This is a genomic window from Pedobacter hartonius (genome assembly GCF_900107535.1).
GTDB classification, from domain to species: Bacteria; Bacteroidota; Bacteroidia; order Sphingobacteriales; family Sphingobacteriaceae; genus Pedobacter; species Pedobacter hartonius.
Map to the genome: position 1 here is coordinate 141,915 of NZ_FNRA01000012.1, position 22,841 is coordinate 164,755.

General features: G+C 44.1%; 22 protein-coding genes and 1 riboswitch. Of the genes, 7 read left to right on the forward strand and 15 right to left on the reverse strand.

Annotated features, from left to right (window positions below; translation table 11 throughout):
* Positions 1-132: 132 nt before the first annotated feature.
* Positions 133-696, reverse strand: a complete 564-nt coding sequence (locus tag BLW16_RS18885) for a YqgE/AlgH family protein (protein ID WP_090559427.1) — start codon at positions 694-696, stop codon at positions 133-135.
* A gap of 49 nt (positions 697-745) precedes the next feature.
* Here BLW16_RS18885 and pdxH point away from each other — a divergent pair, with 49 nt between their 5' ends.
* The 4 genes from pdxH to BLW16_RS18905 all read left to right on the forward strand — a co-directional run bounded on the left by pdxH (position 746) and on the right by BLW16_RS18905 (position 5,077).
* Entirely contained in the window at positions 746-1,396 is a 651-nt protein-coding gene (pdxH, locus tag BLW16_RS18890) for a pyridoxamine 5'-phosphate oxidase (protein WP_090559428.1), read from the forward strand.
* A 15-nt stretch (positions 1,397-1,411) separates the two neighbouring features.
* Complete coding sequence (locus tag BLW16_RS18895; RefSeq protein ID WP_090559429.1) at positions 1,412-2,302, forward strand: 3-hydroxybutyryl-CoA dehydrogenase; 891 nt, start codon at positions 1,412-1,414, stop codon at positions 2,300-2,302.
* 9 nt (positions 2,303-2,311) lie between these two features.
* Positions 2,312-3,334, forward strand: a complete 1,023-nt coding sequence (ruvB, locus tag BLW16_RS18900; protein ID WP_090559430.1) for a Holliday junction branch migration DNA helicase RuvB — start codon at positions 2,312-2,314, stop codon at positions 3,332-3,334.
* Between the two features lie 234 nt (positions 3,335-3,568).
* Positions 3,569-5,077: a bifunctional GNAT family N-acetyltransferase/carbon-nitrogen hydrolase family protein gene (locus BLW16_RS18905; protein ID WP_090559431.1), complete on the forward strand. Its 1,509-nt coding sequence runs from the start codon at positions 3,569-3,571 to the stop codon at positions 5,075-5,077.
* A 71-nt stretch (positions 5,078-5,148) separates the two neighbouring features.
* Here the strand turns inward: BLW16_RS18905 and BLW16_RS18910 are convergent, their stop codons facing one another.
* Entirely contained in the window at positions 5,149-5,376 is a 228-nt protein-coding gene (locus tag BLW16_RS18910; protein ID WP_090559432.1) for a hypothetical protein, read from the reverse strand.
* An 80-nt stretch (positions 5,377-5,456) separates the two neighbouring features.
* Between BLW16_RS18910 and queG the strand changes: the two genes are divergently transcribed.
* Entirely contained in the window at positions 5,457-6,413 is a 957-nt protein-coding gene (gene queG, locus BLW16_RS18915; protein ID WP_090559433.1) for a tRNA epoxyqueuosine(34) reductase QueG, read from the forward strand.
* On the opposite strand, the gene BLW16_RS18920 is transcribed toward queG, so the two are convergent.
* The 4 genes from BLW16_RS18920 to mutS form a co-directional block, all read right to left on the reverse strand.
* Positions 6,406-8,271, reverse strand: a complete 1,866-nt coding sequence (locus tag BLW16_RS18920; protein WP_090559434.1) for a M1 family metallopeptidase — start codon at positions 8,269-8,271, stop codon at positions 6,406-6,408. The genes queG and BLW16_RS18920 overlap by 8 nt on opposite strands.
* Positions 8,272-8,281: 10 nt before the next feature.
* Positions 8,282-9,370, reverse strand: a complete 1,089-nt coding sequence (locus tag BLW16_RS18925) for a 3'-5' exonuclease (protein ID WP_090559435.1) — start codon at positions 9,368-9,370, stop codon at positions 8,282-8,284.
* Between the two features lie 215 nt (positions 9,371-9,585).
* Entirely contained in the window at positions 9,586-10,104 is a 519-nt protein-coding gene (locus BLW16_RS18930; protein WP_090559436.1) for a C40 family peptidase, read from the reverse strand.
* Position 10,105: 1 nt separating this feature from the next.
* A complete protein-coding gene (mutS, locus tag BLW16_RS18935) occupies positions 10,106-12,715 on the reverse strand; it encodes a DNA mismatch repair protein MutS (protein ID WP_090559437.1) in 2,610 nt (869 codons plus the stop codon).
* Between the two features lie 302 nt (positions 12,716-13,017).
* Between mutS and BLW16_RS18940 the strand changes: the two genes are divergently transcribed.
* The gene (locus BLW16_RS18940; RefSeq protein ID WP_245735382.1) at positions 13,018-13,653 is read left to right on the forward strand and encodes an HAD domain-containing protein; all 636 of its coding nucleotides are present in this window, start codon (positions 13,018-13,020) and stop codon (positions 13,651-13,653) included.
* A 3-nt stretch (positions 13,654-13,656) separates the two neighbouring features.
* Here BLW16_RS18940 and BLW16_RS18945 read toward each other — a convergent pair whose 3' ends face one another.
* From BLW16_RS18945 to BLW16_RS18985, 9 genes are all read right to left on the reverse strand, one after another.
* Positions 13,657-14,382, reverse strand: coding sequence for a menaquinone biosynthetic enzyme MqnA/MqnD family protein (locus BLW16_RS18945; RefSeq protein WP_090559438.1), 726 nt, complete (start codon positions 14,380-14,382; stop codon positions 13,657-13,659).
* Positions 14,375-14,992 carry a histidine phosphatase family protein gene (locus BLW16_RS18950; RefSeq protein ID WP_090559439.1) on the reverse strand — a complete coding sequence of 206 codons (618 nt, stop codon included), beginning with the start codon at positions 14,990-14,992 and terminating at the stop codon, positions 14,375-14,377. The genes BLW16_RS18945 and BLW16_RS18950 overlap by 8 nt, the downstream gene beginning before the upstream one ends.
* Positions 14,992-16,185: an aminofutalosine synthase MqnE gene (mqnE, locus tag BLW16_RS18955; protein ID WP_090559440.1), complete on the reverse strand. Its 1,194-nt coding sequence runs from the start codon at positions 16,183-16,185 to the stop codon at positions 14,992-14,994. Before mqnE ends, BLW16_RS18950 begins: the two co-directional genes overlap by 1 nt.
* A gap of 98 nt (positions 16,186-16,283) precedes the next feature.
* Positions 16,284-16,751 (reverse strand): sterol desaturase family protein, encoded by a 468-nt coding sequence (locus tag BLW16_RS18960; protein WP_090559441.1) that lies wholly within the window; start codon positions 16,749-16,751, stop codon positions 16,284-16,286.
* Positions 16,735-17,259, reverse strand: coding sequence for an isopentenyl-diphosphate Delta-isomerase (idi, locus tag BLW16_RS18965; protein ID WP_090559442.1), 525 nt, complete (start codon positions 17,257-17,259; stop codon positions 16,735-16,737). The genes BLW16_RS18960 and idi overlap by 17 nt, the downstream gene beginning before the upstream one ends.
* A 1-nt stretch (position 17,260) precedes the next feature.
* On the reverse strand, positions 17,261-17,770 hold the full coding sequence (locus tag BLW16_RS18970; RefSeq protein ID WP_090559443.1) for a hypothetical protein: 510 nt from the start codon (positions 17,768-17,770) through the stop codon (positions 17,261-17,263).
* Complete coding sequence (locus tag BLW16_RS18975) at positions 17,767-18,603, reverse strand: phytoene/squalene synthase family protein (protein ID WP_090559444.1); 837 nt, start codon at positions 18,601-18,603, stop codon at positions 17,767-17,769. The genes BLW16_RS18970 and BLW16_RS18975 overlap by 4 nt, the downstream gene beginning before the upstream one ends.
* 2 nt (positions 18,604-18,605) lie before the next feature.
* Positions 18,606-20,081, reverse strand: a complete 1,476-nt coding sequence (locus BLW16_RS18980) for a phytoene desaturase family protein (protein WP_090559445.1) — start codon at positions 20,079-20,081, stop codon at positions 18,606-18,608.
* Between the two features lie 141 nt (positions 20,082-20,222).
* The gene (locus BLW16_RS18985) at positions 20,223-20,714 is read right to left on the reverse strand and encodes a lipocalin family protein (RefSeq protein WP_090559489.1); all 492 of its coding nucleotides are present in this window, start codon (positions 20,712-20,714) and stop codon (positions 20,223-20,225) included.
* Positions 20,715-21,105: 391 nt separating this feature from the next.
* Between BLW16_RS18985 and BLW16_RS18990 the strand changes: the two genes are divergently transcribed.
* Positions 21,106-22,407, forward strand: coding sequence for an O-acetylhomoserine aminocarboxypropyltransferase/cysteine synthase family protein (locus tag BLW16_RS18990; protein WP_090559446.1), 1,302 nt, complete (start codon positions 21,106-21,108; stop codon positions 22,405-22,407).
* 261 nt (positions 22,408-22,668) lie between these two features.
* Positions 22,669-22,781: riboswitch (SAM riboswitch) on the forward strand.
* Positions 22,782-22,841: the final 60 nt, after the last annotated feature.

Genomic DNA, 22,841 nt, shown 5'->3' on the forward strand with positions numbered 1-22,841 from the left:
TTCCTGATCAAATTCTGTTAAACATGTATTTGTGATCCGACAAAACTAACTTAGTTAACTCCCTCAGCATATACCCTAAACAGGTGATATACATACCGTTTATCTGTAGCGCAGCAGGTGGCAAAAAAGGGTTTAATTCAAATTCGGATTCTGAGGAAACCTGCTGATGTGCGCATATTTGGGTCCGAGGTGAATAATCACCTCTTTCCATAATTGCTCCTCATCAGCAGAAAATATCATATCTGAATCGTATTGATCCGATACGATCCAGGTATTTCCTTCAAGCTCATCCTGAAGCTGCTGTTCTCCCCATCCGGAATAACCGACAAAGAATTTCACCTCCTCATGGGTAACAGCCCCCTGCCCGATCAGCGCTTTCAGCGTTTCGAAATTGCCGCCCCAGTATACCCCTTTTGCAATCTCCTCCCCATCCACAATCCTGTCCGGACAACGATGGATGAAATGTATCGTGTCTGTAGCCACAGGCCCTCCATAAAATACAGGAAAATTTGCTGCTCCGATATCAGAGATCAGGTCATCCACCATCAGGAGGCTCGGATGGTTGATAACAAATCCAAGTGTCCCATTATCACCATGTTCCGTTAACAATACAACAGATCTGGCGAAGTTAGGGTCGCTTAGAAAGGGTTCAGAAATAAGCAGTTTCCCTGCTGAAGGTGTGAGTTGACTTATCATTCTGAAAAATACTGATAATTTTAAAAAAACTAAAACCTATTTTTGCTGAATGGAGCTGACTAAAGAAAGTATTCAAAATTTGAGACAGGATTACCGCGCTGCAATACTTGCAGAAACGGATATCGACCAAAATCCTTTTACACAATTTGGCAAATGGTTTAAAGAGGCGCTTGAGGCGCAGTTGTCTGAACCGAATGTAATGACACTGGCCACGGCAGACCTCAGCGGAAAACCTTCCGCGCGTATCTTACTGCTGAAAGGCTTTGATGAACAAGGCTTTGTATTTTATACCAATTATGCCAGTCAGAAAGGCCGCGAGCTGCAGGAAAACCCGCAGGCGGCAATGGTGTTCTTCTGGGCAGAACTTGAGCGGCAGGTCCGCATAGAAGGAACGATCGTCAAGGTATCACCGGAAGAATCTACTTCCTATTTCCATTCTCGCCCTGCAGGCAGCCAGATCGGGGCACTGGCCTCCCCGCAAAGTACCATTATTCCAAACCGGGAGATACTGGAGAACCGTGTGCAGGAACTTACTGATGCGTATGCAGACAAAGAGGTTCCCCGCCCGGAGCACTGGGGCGGCTATATTTTACAGCCCATACATATTGAATTCTGGCAGGGACGTTCCAGCAGACTTCATGACAGGATCGCTTACAGCAGCGTAAACGGAGACTGGAAAATTGACAGACTAGCACCTTAACTAACGCTCAGCATCATGAATAAAATAGCGGTCATCGGATCAGGAACGATGGGAAATGGTATAGCGCATACTTTTGCCCAGTTTGGCTACGACGTAAACCTTGTCGACATCTCCCAGGAAGCCTTAAATAAAGGATTAACTACCATTGCCAAAAACATTGACCGTCAGATAGCTAAAGGCAGCCTTACCGAGGATGACAAGACGGCTATCCTGAACCGGATACATCCCTTCAGCGATTTAAAGGAAGGCGTGGCCGAGGCAGATCTTACTGTGGAGGCGGCTACGGAAAACCTGGAACTCAAACTGAAAATCTTCAGACAGCTGGATGCCTACAGTAAAGCTGACGCTATACTGGCCAGCAATACCTCTTCCATTTCAATTACACAGATCGCCGCAGTGACCAGCAGAGGCAAAAACGTCATCGGCATGCATTTCATGAACCCTGTACCGGTAATGAAACTGGTAGAGGTGATCAGGGGATATGCCACCTCAGATGAAACCACAGCTGCTGTAATGGACCTCTCCCTGAAACTGGGCAAATCACCGGTTGAGGTAAATGACTACGCCGGATTTATCGCCAACAGGATACTGATGCCGATGATCAATGAGGCCATCTTCAGCCTCTACGAATGTGTTGCGGGTGTAGAGGAGATCGATACGGTAATGAAGCTGGGTATGGCCCATCCCATGGGACCGCTGCAGCTGGCAGATTTTATCGGACTGGATGTATGCCTGGCGATCATGAAGGTATTACACGAAGGCTTCGGCAACCCGAAATATGCACCCTGCCCGCTGCTGGTAAATATGGTGATGGCCGGCAAAAAAGGTATCAAATCAGGCGAAGGATTTTACGATTATTCCAATGGTACCAAAGAAGCGCGGCCAGCTGCAAAGTTTTTATCTTAACTTTACAAAATGAATGAAAACCTTGACCCTTCTTCAGAAAGCTTAAGCCCTGGTGAAAGGGATATAGAAAAAGTCCTGCGCCCGCAGGCCTTTGAAGATTTTACAGGTCAGGAAAAGATCATGGAAAACCTGAAGATATTTGTTAAGGCAGCAAAACTGCGGGGCGAACCTTTAGACCATGTATTGCTTCACGGTCCTCCGGGACTGGGGAAAACCACCCTTTCTTATATTGTGGCCAATGAAATGGGCGTAGGTATCAAAGTTACCTCAGGCCCTGTTCTGGATAAACCCGGTGACCTGGCTGGTCTGCTGACCAACCTGGAGACCGGAGATATACTGTTTATCGACGAGATCCACCGCCTGAGTCCTCTTGTAGAGGAATACCTGTATTCGGCAATGGAAGATTTTAAGATTGACATCATGCTGGAAAGCGGGCCCAATGCCCGCTCGGTTCAGATCACGTTAAATCCCTTTACGCTGGTTGGAGCCACTACCCGTTCGGGACTGCTCACCGCTCCCCTGCGTGCCCGTTTCGGTATCAATTCCAGGCTGGCCTACTATGACGCCAAACTGCTGACAACCATTGTGCTCCGTTCCTCGCAGATCCTGAAAACACCGATCACAGAGGAAGGTGCCTACGAGATTGCCAGAAGAAGCCGCGGTACACCGAGGATTGCAAACGCATTGCTCAGACGCACCAGGGATTTCGCACAGATTAAAGGCAATGGCACGATTGATACGGCCATCGCAAAATATGCCCTTACGGCGCTGAATGTGGATGAGCACGGGCTGGATGAAATGGACAACAAGATCCTGCTGACGATTATTGATAAATTTAAAGGCGGCCCCGTGGGATTGAAAACCATTGCCACCGCAGTTGGTGAAGATGAAGGGACAATTGAAGAGGTATATGAACCTTTCCTCATCCAGGAGGGATATATGATGCGTACATCGAGAGGACGGGAAGTAACAGAAGCTGCATACAAACACTTGAACAGATCCTACGCGGCGCAGTCAGGGCGTTTGTTTTAAGGGCATTCTGTTGATGTTTCTGCGTTTAAGTTATTTTTTCGCAGGATATGTTCAGGTAATTCTGGTTCGCAGGATTAAATTATAATAGCTGATTTGAGGTAACAATCCAGTTGATTTTACTTTTTTGACATTCCGGGCATCATTTATGTGTTGCTCCGCGTAGTCAAGTGTGCCGGCGTGCTTCTGCACGTCAGGCGCCTGTAAGACGCTTTCAAAACAAAACACAGCATACAGATGAACATTGAAACAAGAAAACTAACCCTTGAGGATTACAACGACCTGAAAGAGTCAATGGAACAGGCGTACGACACGCTTGGCGGACAAATATGGAGTAAACAAACTATTGCAAAGCTGCTGAAACTTTTTCCTGAAGGACAGTTATGTATCGCTGTTGATGATAAAGTGGTAGCCTGCTCTCTGGCAATCATCGTTGATTATGACGAGTATGGTGATAAACATACTTATGAAATGATCACAGGGAAATACACTTTTTCCACGCACGATCCCAATGGAGATACGTTATATGGTATAGAGATATTTGTTTCTCCTGAATACCGGGGCCTGCGTTTAGGACGCAGGTTATATGAAGCCAGGAAAGAGCTTTGTGAAAGCCTGAACCTGAAAAGCATCATTGCGGGTGGCCGTATACCGGGTTACCACGAACATGCAGAGACCCTCAGCCCGAGACAGTATATTGATAAGGTGAAGGCAAAAGAGTTGTATGACCCTACCCTTACCTTTCAGATCTCGAATGATTTTCACGTCAGAAAAGTGCTGAAGAACTACCTGCCGGGAGATCATGAATCCAAGGAATTTGCTACGCTGATCGAATGGAACAATATTTATTACCAGGGCGTTGATGCTTCAGCCCGTTCTGCAAAAACAATCCGCATAGGGTTGGTACAATGGCAAATGCGCCTGTTCCCGGATATGGATGCATTTTATGAGCAGGTAGAATTTTTTGTAGACGCGGTGAGCGGTTACAAGTCTGACTTCCTGATGTTCCCTGAACTTTTTAACACACCATTGCTGCAGCCTTATAATCATTTGCCTGAAATGGAGGCGATGCGCAAGCTGGCTGAATTAACGGCAGAAATTGTAGAAAAGATCCAGGAATATGCTGTGTCTTATAATGTAAATATCATATCGGGCAGTATGCCGATACTGGAAAACAATAAATTGTACAATGCTACCTATCTGTGTCACCGCAGTGGAAAAACCGAAGAATACAGGAAGATCCATATTACGCCAAATGAGCAGAAATACTATGGTATGGTGGGTGGCGATAAACTGAAAGTATTTGATACGGACTGCGGAAAGATCGGGATCCTGATTTGTTACGATGTGGAGTTCCCTGAGCTGAGCAGAATTTATGCAGACCAGGGTATGCAAATCCTCTTTGTGCCTTTCTTAACAGATACCCAAAACGGATATACGCGTGTCAGAAGATGTGCCCAGGCACGTGCAATTGAGAATGAGTGTTATGTGGCAATTGCAGGCTGCGTAGGGAATTTACCGAAAGTAAATAACATGGATATACAGTTCGCTCAGTCGGCCGTTTTTACGCCATCTGACTTTGCCTTCCCTACCAACGCGGTAAAGGCAGAAACTACGCCAAATACAGAGATGATGCTTGTAGTGGATGTAGACCTTCACCTGCTGGATGAATTACACCACTTTGGTACGGTGAAAATATTGAAAGACCGCCGTAAAGATCTTTATGAAGTGAAATTATTGAAATAGACGGATTTCTTTTAAACAAATTGATCCGGCTACATTATCTATAGCCGGATCAATTTGTTTAGGTCCGTCTTTTAATTTGTGGATGGACGGTCTTTAAAGAATATCCAGTAAAGAATAGCAAGGATAATGATCAGGATTGGAATAATCCATTTCATGGTGGGTCCTGCACCTTTGTCATTTTCTTCATTCACAGCCTGTGGCGATGGTCCGGGATCCTGTTCATGTTTTGCATAATCATGTTCTACCGGTTTTGCGTTCCCATCTGGGCTTTCCGAGTGTTTGGGATCTGTATTTTCCATAAGTTTAGATTGTGTTTACATTCAGATAACAAAACTATCCTCAAAAGGTTTTCAAACGAAAGCTTACCTTTGTACCCGAGATGTATAACAATGCCGCAAAATACAGCCAGTTGATTAAAGATGAAGCCATACGTTTGGGCTTTATGCAATGCGGTATTGCAAAAGCGGGATTTCTGGAAGAAGAAGCACCCAGGCTGGAAAACTGGCTGAAGAATAACCATCACGGGCAAATGGAATACATGGAGAACCATTTTGACAAACGGCTTGACCCGCGTTTGCTGGTAGATGATGCCAAATCGGTTATTTCATTGACGCTAAATTATTTTCCTTCAGAGAGTCAGTCCGACCCTGATGCGCCCAAGATCTCCAAATATGCCTATGGGACAGATTACCATACAGTCATTAAGGACAAATTATTCCAGCTGCTCAATTTCATCAATGAAACGATTGGTGCCGTAAGCGGAAGAGCCTTTGTTGATTCCGCTCCTGTGCTCGATCGTGCCTGGGCCAAACGTGCCGGTATAGGATGGGTGGGAAAAAACAGCAATATCATCAGCAAGAAAAGCGGTTCATTCTTTTTCCTTGCGGAACTGATCATTGATTTAGGCCTCGCCTATGACGAGCCTTTCCAGACCGACCATTGCGGCAGCTGTACCAGGTGCATTGATGCCTGTCCTACTGAGGCCATCCTTTCGCCCTTCGTGATCGATGCAAGAAAATGCATCTCCTATCTCACCATTGAGCTGAAAGACGAAATCCCTAAGAGCTTTGACAAACAGATGGACAACTGGATGTTTGGCTGTGATATCTGCCAGGATGTTTGTCCCTGGAACAGGTTTTCCGTTCCGCATACAGAACCGGCTTTTCAGCCCGGGGAGAATTTACTGCAGATGAAACGCGAAGACTGGCTGGATATCACAGAAGATGTATTCAGGCAGATCTTTAAACATTCGGCGGTAAAGCGGACTAAGTTTAAAGGCTTAACCCGCAATATTGATTTCATCAGGCAAATTCCCGGTGATAATGCTCCTATTTAATATTTAAAAAATTATTATTATCGAATTTGTCAGGCACATAGGTGCTGCCAAGTAATATTCTTTTCAGTTTTTTGGCTGTGGTCAAAGGAATGGTGATCACCTTCTCTCCGTTTTCCCATACACCAATCGTCTGGTGCAGCTTGTCAGTAGAACCATCGGTAAAATATAAATTCAGATCAACCGGCATTGGTCGCCCGCTTTTGTTTTCAACACGGACCGCATACCCCTCAGCTGTTTTATCCGCAGACAAAAGACCAAGGTCATTCACGCCGCCATCAAAGAACCAGCGTTTCCAGAACCAGTCCAGATTCTTTCCCGAACCTTCATTCATACTATAGAAAAAATCGAATGGCATCGGATGTTTACCATGCCACTGTTCAATATAGTGGTGTAAAGCCTTCGTAAACACTTCATCCCCAAGGTAATCTTTAACGAAAAGGTATCCCAGACCGGGTTTGGGATAAGTATTTGTAAAGGTACCTGCTCCTTTAAGATCTGTTGTAAAGGTCATGATGGGTGTATCGTTGCCTGAACCCGATGAAATTGCTGTGGCAGAAACCCCGTATTCGTCCACTACATCAGGATCAATCATGGGAGAGATCAGCCATTCGCCAATCGTAGCCCATCCTTCGTCCATCCATCCGTATTTGGTCTCATTGATGCCCATATAAAAAGGAAACATAGTATGGAAGATCTCATGGTCAGTCAGCGTAATCCCATCCTGGCGTTTTCCTGTAGGGTTATCATTGACCATCATCGGGTATTCCATCTGGTCTAAACCATCGAACACCGTTTCATGTGCATAAGGAAAAGGCCATTTTGGAAATTGGTAACTCATAGACTCCACCGTCTTCCGTGCAAAATCTATCACCTCGTAATAATCTTTGTGGTCAGCATTAAAAACGGCATCTACGCGTGTCCGTCTGTTTGTTTTCGGATCTACCACCAGGCTGCTGGATTTCCAGAGGTAATGATTGCTCAGGGCAAAAACAAAATCGGTGACCTTCTCTGCCTCAAACTTCCAGGTATTCAAATCCTGCTTAGTGGTAATGCGCTGAGCTGCGAGGTCAGCCGGAGTAATTACATTCACCACAGAATCAACTTTTTCTGCCAGTGCGATCTTTTCGGCAATAGCCGGGCTGAAAACACTTTTCGTATTTTTCAGGTCGCCCGTAGCCCATAACACATAATCTCCTGGTACAGTCACTGCGGCTTTGAAATTGCAAAAGTCGTTGTAGAATTCAGCTTCACCTAAATAAGGATATTTGTTCCAGCCATCCACATCATCATAAACTGCTATCCTTGGAAAAAAGTAAGCGATAAAATAAGCACCATCATCTACCTGCCCGGTTCTGGTATGGGATCCTTTATTAAGCTCATACTGATAGGTGATCGTTAATTTTGCCGTAGCACCCGGTGCAAGGGAAGAAATTGTAGTATGCATATTTGTTCCGTCAATAACAATCGCATCTGAAGAAATGGTTTTTCCATTGACTTCCATCGCACTGATCTGCATACCATCTCCCTGGTCCTTTTCTGCTATCTTTGAAATTCTCGGAACGCCTTTTTTATATAGATTCGGGTAAAGCTTAAACCATAGTTCTTTGAGCGTATCCGGACTCTGGTTTTTATAAACAACCGCAACGGTTCCTTTCAGCATCCGGGATACCGGATCGAAATTCACCTTCAGGTCGTAATCCGCAGTATTCTGCCAGTATTTCGCTCCGGGCCCGCCATTCACATTTCTCGTTCCTTTGGTATAAGCCTGCTGTATGGCTGCAGGAACAGGCAAAGCCTGCTGGGCAAAAGCAGACAGCCCCATCATATTGATGAGGCCGGCCATTATAAATTTATTCATTAAGGGAATTTTATTTACCAAACTTCATTTTAAGCTGTTCCAGCATATCTGATGTGACATCAACTGCGGGTTTTTCCTTTTTTGGTTGCTGCTGGAAGGGTTTTCTTGGCTGACCACCACCCTGTTGTTCCGGGCGGGCGGGCTGAGCAGGCTTAGCGTTAGCAGGATTGGTTCCGGCTGCAGGTTTCGCTGCTTCTGCAAATCTGGTGGCTTCGGCATGTTTTACGCCTTCGTTGGACCGTACTGCTTCAGTGGATTTTGGCGACTGGTTTTTTGCGGCCCTGGCCAGGTCTTTCTTTTTGTTCCATCTCAGCCAGATCTCTTCCAGTTTTTTCTTGGTATACAACGGGAAGTCACCTTGTTTCATCCAGGCATAATAGCTTGGCTCTGTATCAAAAACAGACTCTACGGAGCGGTTTTTATGTTTTCCAAAGTTGAATACCTCTTCGCCTTCTTCGTTAAATACCATTCTGCCGGCAAAGTCAAACGGTTTGTTCATATTCGTGAAGGAATGCAACGCATCGACATCATTTTTTACCGGCTGCGAAACATTGCCTTGTTTATCTTCAAAATCGGCATTTTCATAACGCTCCAGCTGGGCAAGCAGCACGTGGTAAGTAGCCGTGATATCAGCTTCTGCGGAGTGTGCGTTAATGATATCCTTATCACAATAGAATTTGTAAGCGGCACGCAGGGTACGTTGTTCCATCTGGTGGAAAATATTCTGTACATCAACAAACTTTCTGTTGGTCATATCAAAATCTACTCCCGCACGAAGGAATTCTTCAAGCAGGACAGGAATATCAAAGCGGTTGGAATTGTAACCGGCAAGATCTGCATCACCGATAAATTCAGCCAGCTCTGCCGCCACCTGACTAAATTTAGGTGCAGCTGCAATATGTTCGTCATAGATCCCGTGGATCAGTGAGGACTGCAGGGGAATAGGCATTTCCGGATGGATGCGCATTGTTTTTACCAGCTCAGATCCATCTGGCATGGCCTTTAATATTGCAATTTCAACAATACGATCAGCACCAACATTAACGCCGGTGGTTTCCAGATCGAAAAAAGCAAGAGGGCGGATTAAATTTAATTTCATCAGTATTTTATTTTTTTGTTGTCAAAGGGCAGGTTAAAACTAGCATTTATTCACACCCTGATTTTATATTGATACAGATTTTATATTAGCTTAGAAAGATAATACCCAATCCTATACCTATTATCATAATAAGATACATCAATATTTCGGTTGTAGCAAACTTTTTATATTTAGTCCAGAAAGATATATCGTGCTTAGGTTCCATTTGCATTTATTTAATTTTTTACCGGTCCCCCTTTGATCAGCACATGCTGATAGGCGGGCAGGTTCATGTCATCAACAATTACACCTCTCGTTGTAGAGGCATGAACAAAGAAACCATGGTTAAGGTAAACGCCAACATGGTCTATCTCCTTACCTCCGAAGGAGAAAAAAACAAGGTCCCCCTCCTTCAGCTGATCCGGGTTCTTCTCCCTGATCACATCGGCCTGATCCCGCGAACGCCGCGGAATATCCTGTCCATAAATTTCCTTATTCAAAAGTAAGGCAAATCCTGAACAATCTATGCCTCTTTTGTCCATTCCTCCCAATTTGTATTTTACTCCTGTCCAGTCGGTAATGAAACGGTACAAGGCCTTACTCTTTAATTCGGCCATTGCTTCGGCAGCCTTTGCTGCTTTTGTGCTGCTGTAAGCCCCGGGCCTCTTGCTTCCGCAGGAAGACAAAAAGACCAGCACAGCCATCACGATCATGAATTGAAGAGAGCTATGGCGGCGCAGGCTTAAAGTATTCATATTATTGTTTAATTAATCTTTGGATCTCATCCAGTTTCAGCAGTGCCTCTACCGGGGTGAGCACATTTACATCCAGGTTATTCAGCATATCCCTGATCTGCACCAGAACTGGGTCCTCTACAGCAAACATATGCAGCTGGTAAGCCTGGTTCTGTACTTTTTTGATGCTGTCCTTGATACTCTGGCCTTCCGTTCTGTCAATCTCGAGTTTCTTGAGGATCTCATTGGCGCGGCCGATCAGCTTAGCGGGCATTCCTGCCATTTTTGCTACATGTATCCCAAAGCTGTGCTCACTTCCGCCAGGTACGAGCTTACGCAGAAAGATCACTTTATTGGACATTTCTTTCACAGAGACATTGAAGTTCCTGATCCGGGGCATTGTTGCTGCCAGTTCGTTCAGCTCATGATAGTGTGTGGCGAACAATGTTTTCGGTCTTGCTGTGGGATGGGTATGCAGGAATTCGGCAATAGCCCAGGCGATGGAAATCCCGTCATAGGTACTGGTTCCCCTACCGATCTCATCCAGCAGGATTAAACTGCGGTCGGATATATTATTCAAGATGCTGGCAGTTTCATTCATTTCTACCATGAATGTACTTTCTCCTGAAGACAGGTTATCTGATGCACCCACGCGGGTAAATATCTTATCTACAATACCGAAAGATGCAGCTTTTGCGGGGACAAAGGAACCCATCTGTGCCATCAGCACGATGAGGCCGGTTTGTCTCAGGATGGCCGATTTACCGGACATATTCGGTCCGGTGATGATAATGATCTGCTGGGTATCATTGTCAAGGAACACATCATTGGTGATGTATTCATCGCCTACGGCAAGGCGCTTTTCGATAACAGGGTGCCTGCCGCCCTTGATATCAAGCAGTTTTGAATTGTTCAGATCCGGTTTTACATAGTGATTGCTGATCGCAAGCTGGGCGAAACAAAGCAGTACGTCCAGCTGGGCAGTAAGATAGGCATTCAGCTGAATGGGCCTGATATAGGCGGCAACCTGTCTGACCAGCGCCTCATACATCCGTACCTCGATCATCTGGATTTTATCTTCAGCCCCGAGGATCTTCTCCTCGTATTCCTTTAATTCCGGTGTAATATACCGCTCGGCATTCACCAGCGTTTGTTTACGGGTCCATTCTGCAGGCACTTTATCCTTGTGCGTATGCGTAACTTCAAGATAATAACCAAATACGTTATTAAAAGATATTTTTAAAGATGGAATACCTGTTTTCGCCGCTTCGCGCTTCTGGATCTCTACGAGGAAGTCTTTTCCTCCTACTGATATGGCGCGCAGTTTATCCAGCTCCTCATCAATTCCGTCTGCAATTACATTCCCTTTGACCAGCAATGCCGGAGGGTCTTGCTGCAGTTCTCTTTCCAGCTGATCGCGGATACTGAGGCAGGGATCAAGCTGGTCGGCGAGCTGTTTTAAATACGGATTGTTGGTTTTTAACGCGGTATTCTTTATTTCCTCGATGGAATAGAGCGATTTCTTCAGCTGGCACAGTTCCCGGGGGCCGCAACGCTGCAGGCCTACTTTGGAGATCAGTCTTTCCAGGTCTCCTATCTGTCTGATATGGGTCAGGAATTCCGTCATGAGTTGTTCATGGCCAACCATGAATTCAACTGTTCCCAGCCGCTCCTGGATTGCCTTCAGTTCTTTGAGCGGCATGACGATCCATTTATGGAGCATCCTGGCCCCCATTGGGGTGGAAGTGTGGTCGAGCACGTTGAACAGTGTTGTTGCATTTTCATTCGCCGAGCTCACCAGCTCCAGGTTGCGCACCGTGAAACGGTCCAGCCACATGTAATGATCTTCTTCCAGGCGGGAGATCGATGAGATATGTTTCAGGTTACGGTGTTCAGTTTCGTTCAGGTAATGTAGCACGATGCCTGCGGCTACAATACCAGATTGTATCTTATCCACACCAAAACCCTTTAAAGAACTGACTTCAAAATGTTTGTTTAAGATCTCATTGGCATAGTCACTGGTAAAGGCCCAGTCATCCATCGGATAGGTATAAAATTTGTCTCCGAATAACTCCATGAATTCATGGCGCTTACTTTTTTGGAAAACTACTTCGGTGGGCTTAAAACCAAGTAAAAGTTTATCTATATACTCTGCATTGCCCTGGGCAACATGAAATTCACCCGTAGATATATCTACAAATGAAACACCAATAGCAGCTTTGTCAAAATAAACCGCTGCTAAATAATTATTTGATTTCTGACTCAGTATATTATCGCCATAAGCAACCCCGGGTGTAACCAGTTCAGTTACCCCGCGTTTCACTATGTTCTTGGTAGTTTTGGGATCTTCCAGCTGGTCACAGATCGCTACGCGCTGGCCTGCGCGAACAAGCTTGGAAAGATAGGTATCCAGTGAATGATGCGGGAAACCGGCAAGCTCATTATTCATATCCGAACCATTGCCCCGTCTTGTCAAAGTAATACCCAGTATCTCTGAGGTTTTGATGGCGTCTGCCCCAAAAGTCTCATAAAAATCACCTACTCTAAACAATAACAATGCGCCAGGATATTTCGCCTTAATCGTATTCCACTGACCCATTAACGGTGTTTCCTTAGTCTTATCTTTAGCCAAAATATATGTTACGTTACAAAAAATGTAAATATACTACCTCTGGTTTAGCTTTAGGTTTTTTTTTGAAAAATAGCATTGGAAATACTTTAAAGGAATCTTCTCAATACGATAAAGCGTCAGCTCATTCAGAAATGGAGCTGTATCATAGCCACACAATTGATATCTCTATAATTTACATTGTGCCGTTTTAATGGATTATATCCAAAATAAATTCGCTTTTAATAAATTAATAATTAATTTTACCGGTATAATCATTTATTTCAAATTAGTTAAATATAGTAATATCCAACATTAGGTATACTATGATGGAACAAATCACAAGTTCATATATCCTGGATTATCTAAAGAACAATGAAATTCATCTGGCTTCTACACATGCCAAACTATGTACACCAATCATCAGGCGAATGTGTCAGAAAATGTGGTATATAATCAGGTTTGGGGAAATCAAATTGTGTGATGATATGTACGTATTGTTAGACATAGATGGTGTAATGGTTCCTGCTCAGTCATGGAAAAGGCCTGAATTTCTTCAGGACGGATTCCCTGTATTTAGTCTGAAATCCATACAGGCATTGCAGAAGATCATTAATAAGACTGATGCTACCCTTGTCCTGACAACATCGCATAAATCAATCTACAGTATTTCGGAGTGGAAGGATATTTTTAAATTACGGGGGATAAGTGTCTCTGCGCTTGACCGGCTGACAGCCAACGATTTGAATTTAAGCCGTAAAGAGGAAATTCTGCAATGGTATAATTCTGGTGGCCACTCTGATGATCAGATCGTCATCATTGATGATGATAAGTCACTACATGCGTTGCCGTTTGATATGAAACAGAATTTAGTAATGACAAGCCCTATGGTTAGGTTAACCGATGAACTGGCAGATGATGCGATTTCGATTCTTAAAGCCGGGGCACTTGCCCCGGCTTAACCTCTACAATTGTGTGATATAAGATAAAAACAAGGATAGCGCCTCACGTTTTTTCTCTGTCAGTTCAAAATCCAGTTTATTCATCAGGTAATCTTCCACATCAAAATCAGGATTGTGCGGCAGAGTTTTTAACAATTCCTTGCGGTTATCCAGTCCCAGTTTCAGCGCTGCATTAAATTCCGTCAAGAAAGCTTCCGGTATAGGCTTATTGGCTACCCAGGCAGCATATACAAAAGGCAATCCGGTAAATTTCATCCATTCCTCGCCCATGTCATAAGCAAAGTTATAATCAGCTTTTTTTCCAAAGGTCCTGTCACCAATCAATACGATCGCATCGGTTTCCGCATCAGGGTCTGTAGTATAAGTAATGTCCAGTTTGAAATAGAATTTCAGTAAAACCCTTGCCAGGTTATTGGAAGTTCTGGAATGGCTGTCCAGTTTTAGTGTTCTGATCTGGCTTGCGGGTACTTTACTAAAGATAAACACCGAATTTACAGCGCCTACAGAGCCTATGCAGTAATCAGAAATGATCGTGGCATGAGGTACATGCGGGATAGCCGCTACGGGGATCAGTCCTACATCAACGGTTCCGTCAATGACTTTGGCAGCGCAATCTGAAGGTATATCTAAACTTAAATCGATTTGTTCCTGTATTCCTGAATTTTCAATGCCGTAGATAAATGCCTTGGTATTGGTATAGGCAACGGCAGAAATTTTAATTTTATCCATTATTTAAATGATCGGTATTGTTTTCATCAGTAATTGTAAAGGTATCGCCTGTTAAAGTTACTTTATACAGGCCTGTATTCTGATGGGGGAAATCATACATTGCAGACATTGGTTTACCACTGAAAAGGCACAGCAGCAAACGCAGCGCGCGCCCGTGCATACATACCAGTATTAACTTTTCATCAGACCTGCTTTTGATGATTTCAATGATAACTTTCAGCCTGAGGGCAACATCATTCGGGCTTTCGCCACCTGCAAAATGGGCATCATAATCTCCGCCCTGCCACTTTTCGGTCATGTCTTTGAATGCACCGATGGCATGTTCACTGGTTTGTGTTCCCTCCCATTCCCCCCAGGCAAGTTCATCAAGTTCGGGATGTTTTTCCCAGGGAAGGCCGGCGTCAATATATTGCTGAACAGTCTGCTGTGTGCGCTTCAGTGCTGAGGTATAAACTTTGTCAAAAGGAACATCTTTATACATTGCATAAAATGCAGCAGCCTGTTCCCTGCCCGTGTTGTTGAGATCACTGTCTATACCCCGTCCCTGTATGATGCCCTGTTTATTCAGATCTGTCTCCCCATGGCGGATGATATATAGTTCTTTGTCCATTAATTGATTACCGGCAACTTATAAAACTGTGGTTTAACTTCTTCATCAAATACATAATCCGTATAGTCGGTCACCACATTATACAGGGTATCTCTTTCAATAGGCTGACGGTGTACCTGTTTGATTAGGTTAACTAAATCTTTTGTGCTCATTCCGGGAGTTTGTTCCTCGGCACCCGCCATAGAGTAAATTTTGGTCGTATCATCAAGTGTACCATCAATATCATCCACACCAAAATTCAGGGAAAGTTGTGCGGTCTGGCGGCTGATCATTGCCCAGTACGCTTTGATATGGTCAAAGTTATCCATGTAGATCCTTGCAATGGCGTAGTTCCGGAGGTCTTCGATCACAGATACCTCAGGCACATGGTCCATCTGGTTATTCTGATTTCTGAACTTCAGCGGAATAAAAGCCTGGAAACCTCCGGTTTTATCCTGCAGCTGGCGCAGGCGCTCCATATGGTCTACCCTGTGCCAGAATTGTTCAATATGTCCGTAAAGCATCGTAGCATTTGTACGCATGCGCAATTTATGGGCCTGTTCGTGGATGTCCAGCCATTGCTCTGCATTACATTTATCATTGGCGATCTTTTCCCTTATTTCCGGATGGAAGATCTCGGCACCACCGCCGGGCATGGAATCCAGTCCGGCTTCCTGCATATATCTCATTCCGTCATAATGGCTGAGTTTTGCCTTTTTGAAAATGTAATAATACTCTACGGGTGTAAGTGCCTTGATATGCAAGCCGGGGCGGTGAGCTTTGGTCCTCCTGAAAAACTCTGCATAAAAATCAAGGTTTTGTTTAGGCACCACACCGCCGGTAATATGCACCTCCGTTACGGGCTCATTGTCGTATTTTTTCAGGGCATCTATCATCCCGTCCACACTCATTTCCCATCCTTCTTCCTTATTTTTTATCAAACGGGAATAGGAGCAGAAATTACAGGTATATACACAAACATTGGTGGGTTCGATATGAAAATTGCGGTTGAAATAAGTTCTGTCCCCGTGTTTTTGTTCTCTGATATAATTGGCCAGAACGCCTAGAAAACCCAGTTCAGCATGTTCATAGAGATAGACCCCTTCATCAAAGGTGATCCGCTCAGTGTTCTGGACTTTTAACGCGATATCTTTTAATTCCTGAGCCAGATCGGCGTCATTCAATATAAAAGTAAGTTTCTGCTTGGTATCCATATGGTATATTATACCTCAAAAGTAAGATAAAATCAACAGATGAAGGCGTCAGCAGGCCGTTAAGCTGTCAGGTTTATGTCAAAGCTATGAACGTAAAACTATTTGAACGTCTTCATTGCTTCCCTGAAATACTTCATCGGGACGAATAACATTCCGAAACACTCCCCTTCCTCTTTCCCTAAATGCTTGTGGTGCACCTTATGTGCTTTGCGTAAAGCGCGGAAATAGAAATTATTGGTTCTGCTGAACAGTTTAAAGCGCTGATGGATCAGGATATCGTGTACCATAAAATAGGCAAGGCCATACAGCGTGATTCCGATACCGATATAGAAGAGGAAACCAAGGTCGGTAATGAAAGTACCCAGGATAAAAAAGGCCATGGAGATACAGGCGAAGATCACAAAGAAATAATCATTTTTCTCAAAAAAAGTTTGGGCTTTGTTGTGATGGTCGTCATGCAGGGTCCAGAGCAGTCCGTGCATAATGTACTTATGTGTTAACCAGGTTACACATTCCATCAGACAAAAGGTAAGCAGTACTATTGCTATATTAATCAGTATGTTCATCCCGAACGCTTTTAATTTTATTTAACATTAATTTGAACCAGCTGGTATAAACACCCGGATTTTTCTCGATATCTGCCTCAATGGCTTTAAGAGGCAGATATTTCCAATCGGACACCTCAGCAGGATCTGGAACTGGCAAAGCATTACTCTCCCCAAAAAATACATGGTCAAGTTCATGCTCGGTCAGTTCCTCTGTGAGTACTGCCTTATAGGTAAAACTAAACTGGTGTGTCAAATTACAGGCCATTTTCATTTCCTCCATCAATCTACGGTGGGCAGCCTCAATCAGCACTTCGCCCGGCCTGGGGTGTGAGCAGCAGGTATTCGTCCACAATAACGGGGAATGGTATTTTTCTGCAGCCCGTTTTTGCAGCAGCAGTTCGTCTTTATCATTAAATATAAACACAGATATCGCCCGGTGTAATAAAGCTTCCTGATGGGCCAGCAATTTCTCCATTATACCTATTTCATTATCCTGCTCATCTACCAGTAAAACGTATTCAGTCATATTATAGGGTCTTAATCAGTGTTTTTTCTTCGCCGGTACAATATGGGTTGACCAGCAGATAGTATTTAATTCGTTTATGTAACTCTTTGTCTGCATGGGGCTGATTTGCGCCGGTCTTCAGATAACAAATCAGGTTCAGCTTATCTTCCCTGATGTTACTGCTGTATCTCAGCAGAGAGGGGGCATTACTTTGTATGGCAAGCCTGAAAAACAGGAGTTCTGCTGAGGTATGGTCCTTTTCAATTGCCGCTTCCAGCAGTCTTCTTCCGCGGTTAAAGTGGCTGATCCTGCTGAATGGATTAACCAGGTGTTTAGACATCATGAATTCAGACATGGCCCTGAAACCCAGCATGACGGGTGCATCATCTTCATCCACGTCCTTTAACTGCCCGTAGAACTGACCGGTTACCTTCTCACTGCCGAATGAGCCATCCAGCAACCTGCGGCATGCAGAAAGGTCCGGAGTGCCAATTTTCAGCCATACAAACAGCAGCAACAGCACAGTTTTCATATCATCCGGAAGCTATGTTTAACATACGAGCCTGCAAGAAGGCTCAGTTTTCTTGAATTGGGGATACGTATCCGTTCCGAAAGGATACGTACGGAAGAAACAGACTTGATCTTGTTGAACAGGCTCCTGTAATAAATATAAGCTACATAAACACCAAAGCGGGAACTGCGTGGCAGTTGCCTGATCCCGGCCAGTGCTGCAGCAAAATCTTCTTCAATGTCCCGCTCAATTTCTTTTTTTTCCTTTTCAGAGAATATGCTGAGGTCTACCTGTGGAAAATATACCCTTCCCAATACTTCATAGTCATTTTTCAGGTCTCTCAGAAAATTCACCTTCTGAAAGGCCGCCCCCAGCCTCATTGCCGCAGGTTTCAGGTTTTTGTATAATTCCTGGTTATTTTCGGTAAACACCCGCAGGCACATCAGCCCAACTACTTCTGCGGAGCCTAATATATAGGTTTCGTATGAATTTGCAGAATGCTGCGTCTGCTGAAGATCCATTTCCATGCTGGCCAGGAAACAGTCAGTAAGCCCGCTTTCAATGGAATAATCATGAACCACATGCTGGAAACTGTTAAGTATAGGATTAAGGCTGATCCGCTGACGGATTGCTTTATAGGTGTCTGTTTTAAAATCTTCCAGCAGATCTGCCTTGTTAAAATCATGAAATGAATCTACAATTTCATCCGCCAGACGCACGAAACCATAAATGCTGTAAATGGCGTTGTGGAATTTTTTATTCAGGCACCGGATGCCGAGTGAAAAGCTGGTACTGTAGGTTTTGGTGACCAATGTGCTTGAGGCAACAGAAATATGATCAAACAGTTCTTTCATGGCTATTTTCTTTTAAAATACTGATCCAGCTGTCCGGCCGCTACCTGACCTGATATCAATGCGGGAGGAACGCCCGGGCCGGGAACTGTCAGCTGCCCTGCATAGAACATATTTTTAAGCTGTTTATTTTTTAAGGAGGGTTTCAGCACAGCAGTCTGCATTAACGTATTTGCCAGTCCATACGCATTTCCTTTATAAGCATGATAATCCTCAGTGAAATCATTGATGCAATATGTTCTCTTATAAATGATCTGTTCGCGGAAACTTTCGCCGCAAAAATTTTCAACACGCCTGATGAGCCCGTCAAAATATCCTTCCCTGGTAGTCACATCATCTTTCAGCCCCGCCGCAACGGGAACCAGCAGAAACAAGTTCTCCATTCCTTCAGGGGCTACCCCTGCATCTGTTTTGGATGGGCAGCAGACATAGAACAATGGCTCTTCGGGCCATTGCGGACTGCTGTAAATATCATGGGCATGCTGAGTAAAATCGGCATCAAAGAACAGGTTATGGTGCTGCAGCTTCTTCAATTTTTTGCTTACTCCTACATAATATATCAGACAGGAAGGGGCGAAAGTCTTTTTCTCCCAATATTTTTCCTTGTAATTTCTGTAAGGCTCATCCAGCAGCTGCTGTTCAACATGGTGATAATCCGCTGCGGCAATCAGTCCGTCCGTTTTGACCGGGCCTATACTTGTTTTCAAGCCGGAGACCAGTCCTCCGGTAACCTCTATATGTTCTACCTGTACACCGGCGTGGAATTCAACGTCCAGGGATTCTGCAAGCTCTTTCATCCCGCTGACGATTTTACACATGCCGCCAACCGGGTAGAAAGTCCCCTGCACCAGGGCTGAGTAGTTCATCATTGTATATAAAGCGGGTATCCTGTTTGCCATCGCCCCCAGGAAAAGTACCGGAAACTCCATCAGGGCAATGAGGCGTTCATCCCTGAAATAGCTTTTTACATGGGAACTGACGGAGCTGAAGAGATTGGCTTTCAGCATTCCCTGAACCACATCCATATTGGCGTACTCCATCCATGAAAATGCAGGCTTATAAACCAGGTCTTTCATACCAACTTCGTATTTGAACTCAGCTTCCTTTAAAAATTTACGCAATGCGACAGCGCTGCCAGGTTCTATGGATTCAAATACCTGTTCTAACTCATCCATACTGGCAGGGATTTCTATGACGTCGTCCTTTCCGAAGATGATCTGGAAACCGGGATCCAGCTGTTTCAGTTCATAATAATCTGCGGCTGATTTTCCAAAGGCGCTGAAGAAGTTCTCAAAAATATCAGGCATCCAGTACCAGCTGGGACCCATATCAAAAGTGAATCCCTCCGCACTGTACACCCTTGCCCTACCACCTATATCTCTGTTTTTTTCAAATACAGCAACCCGATGTCCTTCTTTCGCTGCAAAACAGGATGCCGCCAAACCAGAAAAACCACTACCGATAATTGAAATATTTGCCATAGCATAAAACAGTTGAATATGGGTTAAATTAATTACCCATTTGTATTAATTTTATTAAAATACAGAATTTTTTCTGTAAAAAAAAGCTGCCTTCAGATTATTCTGAGGCAGCTTGTATACTTTAATTGGAGGAATAGGAATCTATTTCGCCGCTTTGGTAAAGTTCAATACAATGTTTGCAGGCGCAGATCCGTATTCCACAGGTGATTTCAGGATCAGCTGATCTCCGGAAGTTGAAGAGAGGACAAGTCTGTAACCATCTGTGATGCTCTTGGCTTTATCACCTTCGTTCAATTTTTTAAATTGGAATGTCTCATCTGCAGTACTCACCGACCAAAAAATATCTTGTGTTCTTGCAGGGCAATCTGCGGTTCCGGGCAATGTGTAGCTACCATTTCCGCTATTGGTTAAACGCCATGTACTTCCAATAAAACATTTGTATGAAGCCTCATTGAAAAGGGATTTTACATTGGCAGCAGGCACGCCTTCAAAAGTGATATTATTCAATACCCAGTTACCTGTTACGGCCCCTCTTCTCAAACTTGTACCTGCAGTACTTTTTGTGCTGGAGCAACTTTGTAAAACCATTAATGAACTGCATAAAATGGCTGCTATTACTAATATTCTTTTCATATACGTCTGTTTTGAATTTACCCCTTGCATAAATCCTGCCAAAAAACTTAAAAATTTAAATTCATTTGCTCAAAAATCACTACGACGAATACCAGCAATTTAACCCCCAGTAACACAGGGAAGTGCTAAATCAGTTGATGGTGCATCTCCTGGTTTCTAATAAAAACCAGGCAGCGCAAGATTTTATTACAATGGATAAATGTCTGCATTGCTAAGCGCTGTGACCGTTAAAAAGTTCAGGTTGTGTTTTCCATATGTCATATCAGTTAAGAATCAGAGAAAAATAATAATGAAATTTATTTTGTTTTTATCTGGTTTATCGCATAGAAAAATATTAATAATAAATATATTTATACCACGTTAATGTTACCTGAACCTTACAAACATCGCGATGCCTACAAAATATCAATTTGAAACGCTGCAGCTTCATGCCGGACAGGAAATAGATCCTACAACAGGCGCCAGAGCAGTGCCTATTTATCAAACCACCTCTTATGGCTTTAACAGTGCCGAGCATGGGGCAAACCTCTTTGCGCTGAAGGAATTCGGGAATATCTATACCCGTATCATGAATCCTACAACAGACGTGTTTGAAAAACGCGTGGCAGCACTGGAGGGTGGTGTGGCAGCATTGGCAGTGGCTTCGGGGCAGGCTGCCCAGTTCATCGCGCTGAATAACATGATGGAGACTGGTGATAACTTTGTGTCTTCACCACACCTGTATGGCGGTACCCATAACCAGTTTAAAGTCGCCTTTAAACGACTGGGCATAGAGGTACGGTTTGCGGCGAGCGACAATACGAAGGATTTCGAATCCCGGATTGATGAAAATACAAAAGCACTGTATGTAGAGACCATAGGGAACCCTTCTTTCAGTATTCCTGATTTTGAAGAGCTGGCCCTGGTGGCTGAAAAATACAACCTTCCTTTGGTTGTCGATAATACATTCGGTGCTGCAGGTTACCTGTTCAGGCCACTGGATTACGGTGCGCACATCGTAGTGCAGTCTGCTACCAAATGGATCGGCGGTCATGGTAACAGTATCGGCGGTGTGATTGTAGACGGCGGAAAGTATAACTGGGGCAATGGCAAGTTCGGGCAGTTCAGTTCTCCTTCCGAGAGTTACCACGGCCTGGTTTACAGCGACGTATTCGGTGAAGGCAGTAGCTTTGGAAATATCCAGTTTATCATTCGCGCCCGGGTTGAAGGCCTAAGAGATTTTGGCCCCGCCCTCTCTCCTTTTAATTCATTTCTCCTGCTGCAAGGGCTTGAAACACTTTCCCTTCGCGTACAGCGCCATGTAGACAATGCGCTTGCACTGGCCACATGGCTGGAAAAACATGAGCAGGTCAGCCAGGTATTTTATCCGGGACTGGAAAGCAGCCCTTATCATCAGAACGCAAAAAAATACTTGAAAAATGGGTATGGCGCAGTATTGGCCTTTGAATTAAAGGGCAACAAAAAACAGGCAACACGACTGGTAGATTCACTGCAGCTGATCAGCCACGTGGCCAATGTAGGAGATGCAAAAACACTCATCATACAGCCATCAGCAACTACGCATCAGCAGATGGAGGACGAAGAACAACTGGCTGCAGGCGTTACCCCACAGTTACTGAGGGTTTCTGTAGGGATAGAACATATAGATGATATCAGGGCAGATCTTGAACAGGCCTTTGAAAATATAGTATAGCCGCCCTCCTGATTCCTGCAAAATATAATTCTGAATTTTTCTGTACCGATTAACGCAGACACATTTAAACGCTGTTTTGCAGGAACAGGGGCTCATTTCAAGGCGTAACGCCTGTGAATTTGACGATTTAAATCATTTTAACACCCTAACTTACAGTACTGTAACAATTATTCAGAATTATATTTTGAAAATATAATCTGTAGCATTACATTTGTAGACATAAAGCGAAAGCTTTTCGAGTCAACCTCAATCACCGGGTTTGATTTATAAAGAAGTGGCGAGAGACAGGCTCTATGACCCACTGGCAACCCTCCCAAATGGAGAAGGTGCCAATTCCTGACCAGTCAGCATATTGCTTTCTGGAAAGATAAATTTAGACAAATGAAAACAAGATCAATACTATCGCTACCGGGCGAAAAGCAGCCTAACATTAA

Excerpts from the sequence above, each read along its gene's own strand:
- BLW16_RS18950 (WP_090559439.1), bottom strand. The coding sequence starts at position 14,992 with ATGGACAAAGAACTATATATCATCCGCCATGGGGAGACAGATCTGAAT.
- ruvB (WP_090559430.1), top strand. The coding sequence starts at position 2,312 with ATGAATGAAAACCTTGACCCTTCTTCAGAAAGCTTAAGCCCTGGTGAA.
- pdxH (WP_090559428.1), top strand. The coding sequence starts at position 746 with ATGGAGCTGACTAAAGAAAGTATTCAAAATTTGAGACAGGATTACCGC.
- BLW16_RS18910 (WP_090559432.1), bottom strand. The coding sequence starts at position 5,376 with ATGGAAAATACAGATCCCAAACACTCGGAAAGCCCAGATGGGAACGCA.
- BLW16_RS18895 (WP_090559429.1), top strand. The coding sequence starts at position 1,412 with ATGAATAAAATAGCGGTCATCGGATCAGGAACGATGGGAAATGGTATA.
- BLW16_RS18975 (WP_090559444.1), bottom strand. The coding sequence starts at position 18,603 with ATGAAAGAACTGTTTGATCATATTTCTGTTGCCTCAAGCACATTGGTC.
- queG (WP_090559433.1), top strand. The coding sequence starts at position 5,457 with ATGTATAACAATGCCGCAAAATACAGCCAGTTGATTAAAGATGAAGCC.
- idi (WP_090559442.1), bottom strand. The coding sequence starts at position 17,259 with ATGACTGAATACGTTTTACTGGTAGATGAGCAGGATAATGAAATAGGT.
- BLW16_RS18985 (WP_090559489.1), bottom strand. The coding sequence starts at position 20,714 with ATGAAAAGAATATTAGTAATAGCAGCCATTTTATGCAGTTCATTAATG.
- mqnE (WP_090559440.1), bottom strand. The coding sequence starts at position 16,185 with ATGGATACCAAGCAGAAACTTACTTTTATATTGAATGACGCCGATCTG.
- BLW16_RS18945 (WP_090559438.1), bottom strand. The coding sequence starts at position 14,382 with ATGGATAAAATTAAAATTTCTGCCGTTGCCTATACCAATACCAAGGCA.
- BLW16_RS18885 (WP_090559427.1), bottom strand. The coding sequence starts at position 696 with ATGATAAGTCAACTCACACCTTCAGCAGGGAAACTGCTTATTTCTGAA.
- BLW16_RS18930 (WP_090559436.1), bottom strand. The coding sequence starts at position 10,104 with ATGAATACTTTAAGCCTGCGCCGCCATAGCTCTCTTCAATTCATGATC.
- BLW16_RS18940 (WP_245735382.1), top strand. The coding sequence starts at position 13,018 with ATGATGGAACAAATCACAAGTTCATATATCCTGGATTATCTAAAGAAC.
- BLW16_RS18925 (WP_090559435.1), bottom strand. The coding sequence starts at position 9,370 with ATGAAATTAAATTTAATCCGCCCTCTTGCTTTTTTCGATCTGGAAACC.
- BLW16_RS18980 (WP_090559445.1), bottom strand. The coding sequence starts at position 20,081 with ATGGCAAATATTTCAATTATCGGTAGTGGTTTTTCTGGTTTGGCGGCA.
- BLW16_RS18920 (WP_090559434.1), bottom strand. The coding sequence starts at position 8,271 with ATGAATAAATTTATAATGGCCGGCCTCATCAATATGATGGGGCTGTCT.
- BLW16_RS18905 (WP_090559431.1), top strand. The coding sequence starts at position 3,569 with ATGAACATTGAAACAAGAAAACTAACCCTTGAGGATTACAACGACCTG.
- BLW16_RS18990 (WP_090559446.1), top strand. The coding sequence starts at position 21,106 with ATGCCTACAAAATATCAATTTGAAACGCTGCAGCTTCATGCCGGACAG.
- BLW16_RS18960 (WP_090559441.1), bottom strand. The coding sequence starts at position 16,751 with ATGAACATACTGATTAATATAGCAATAGTACTGCTTACCTTTTGTCTG.
- BLW16_RS18970 (WP_090559443.1), bottom strand. The coding sequence starts at position 17,770 with ATGAAAACTGTGCTGTTGCTGCTGTTTGTATGGCTGAAAATTGGCACT.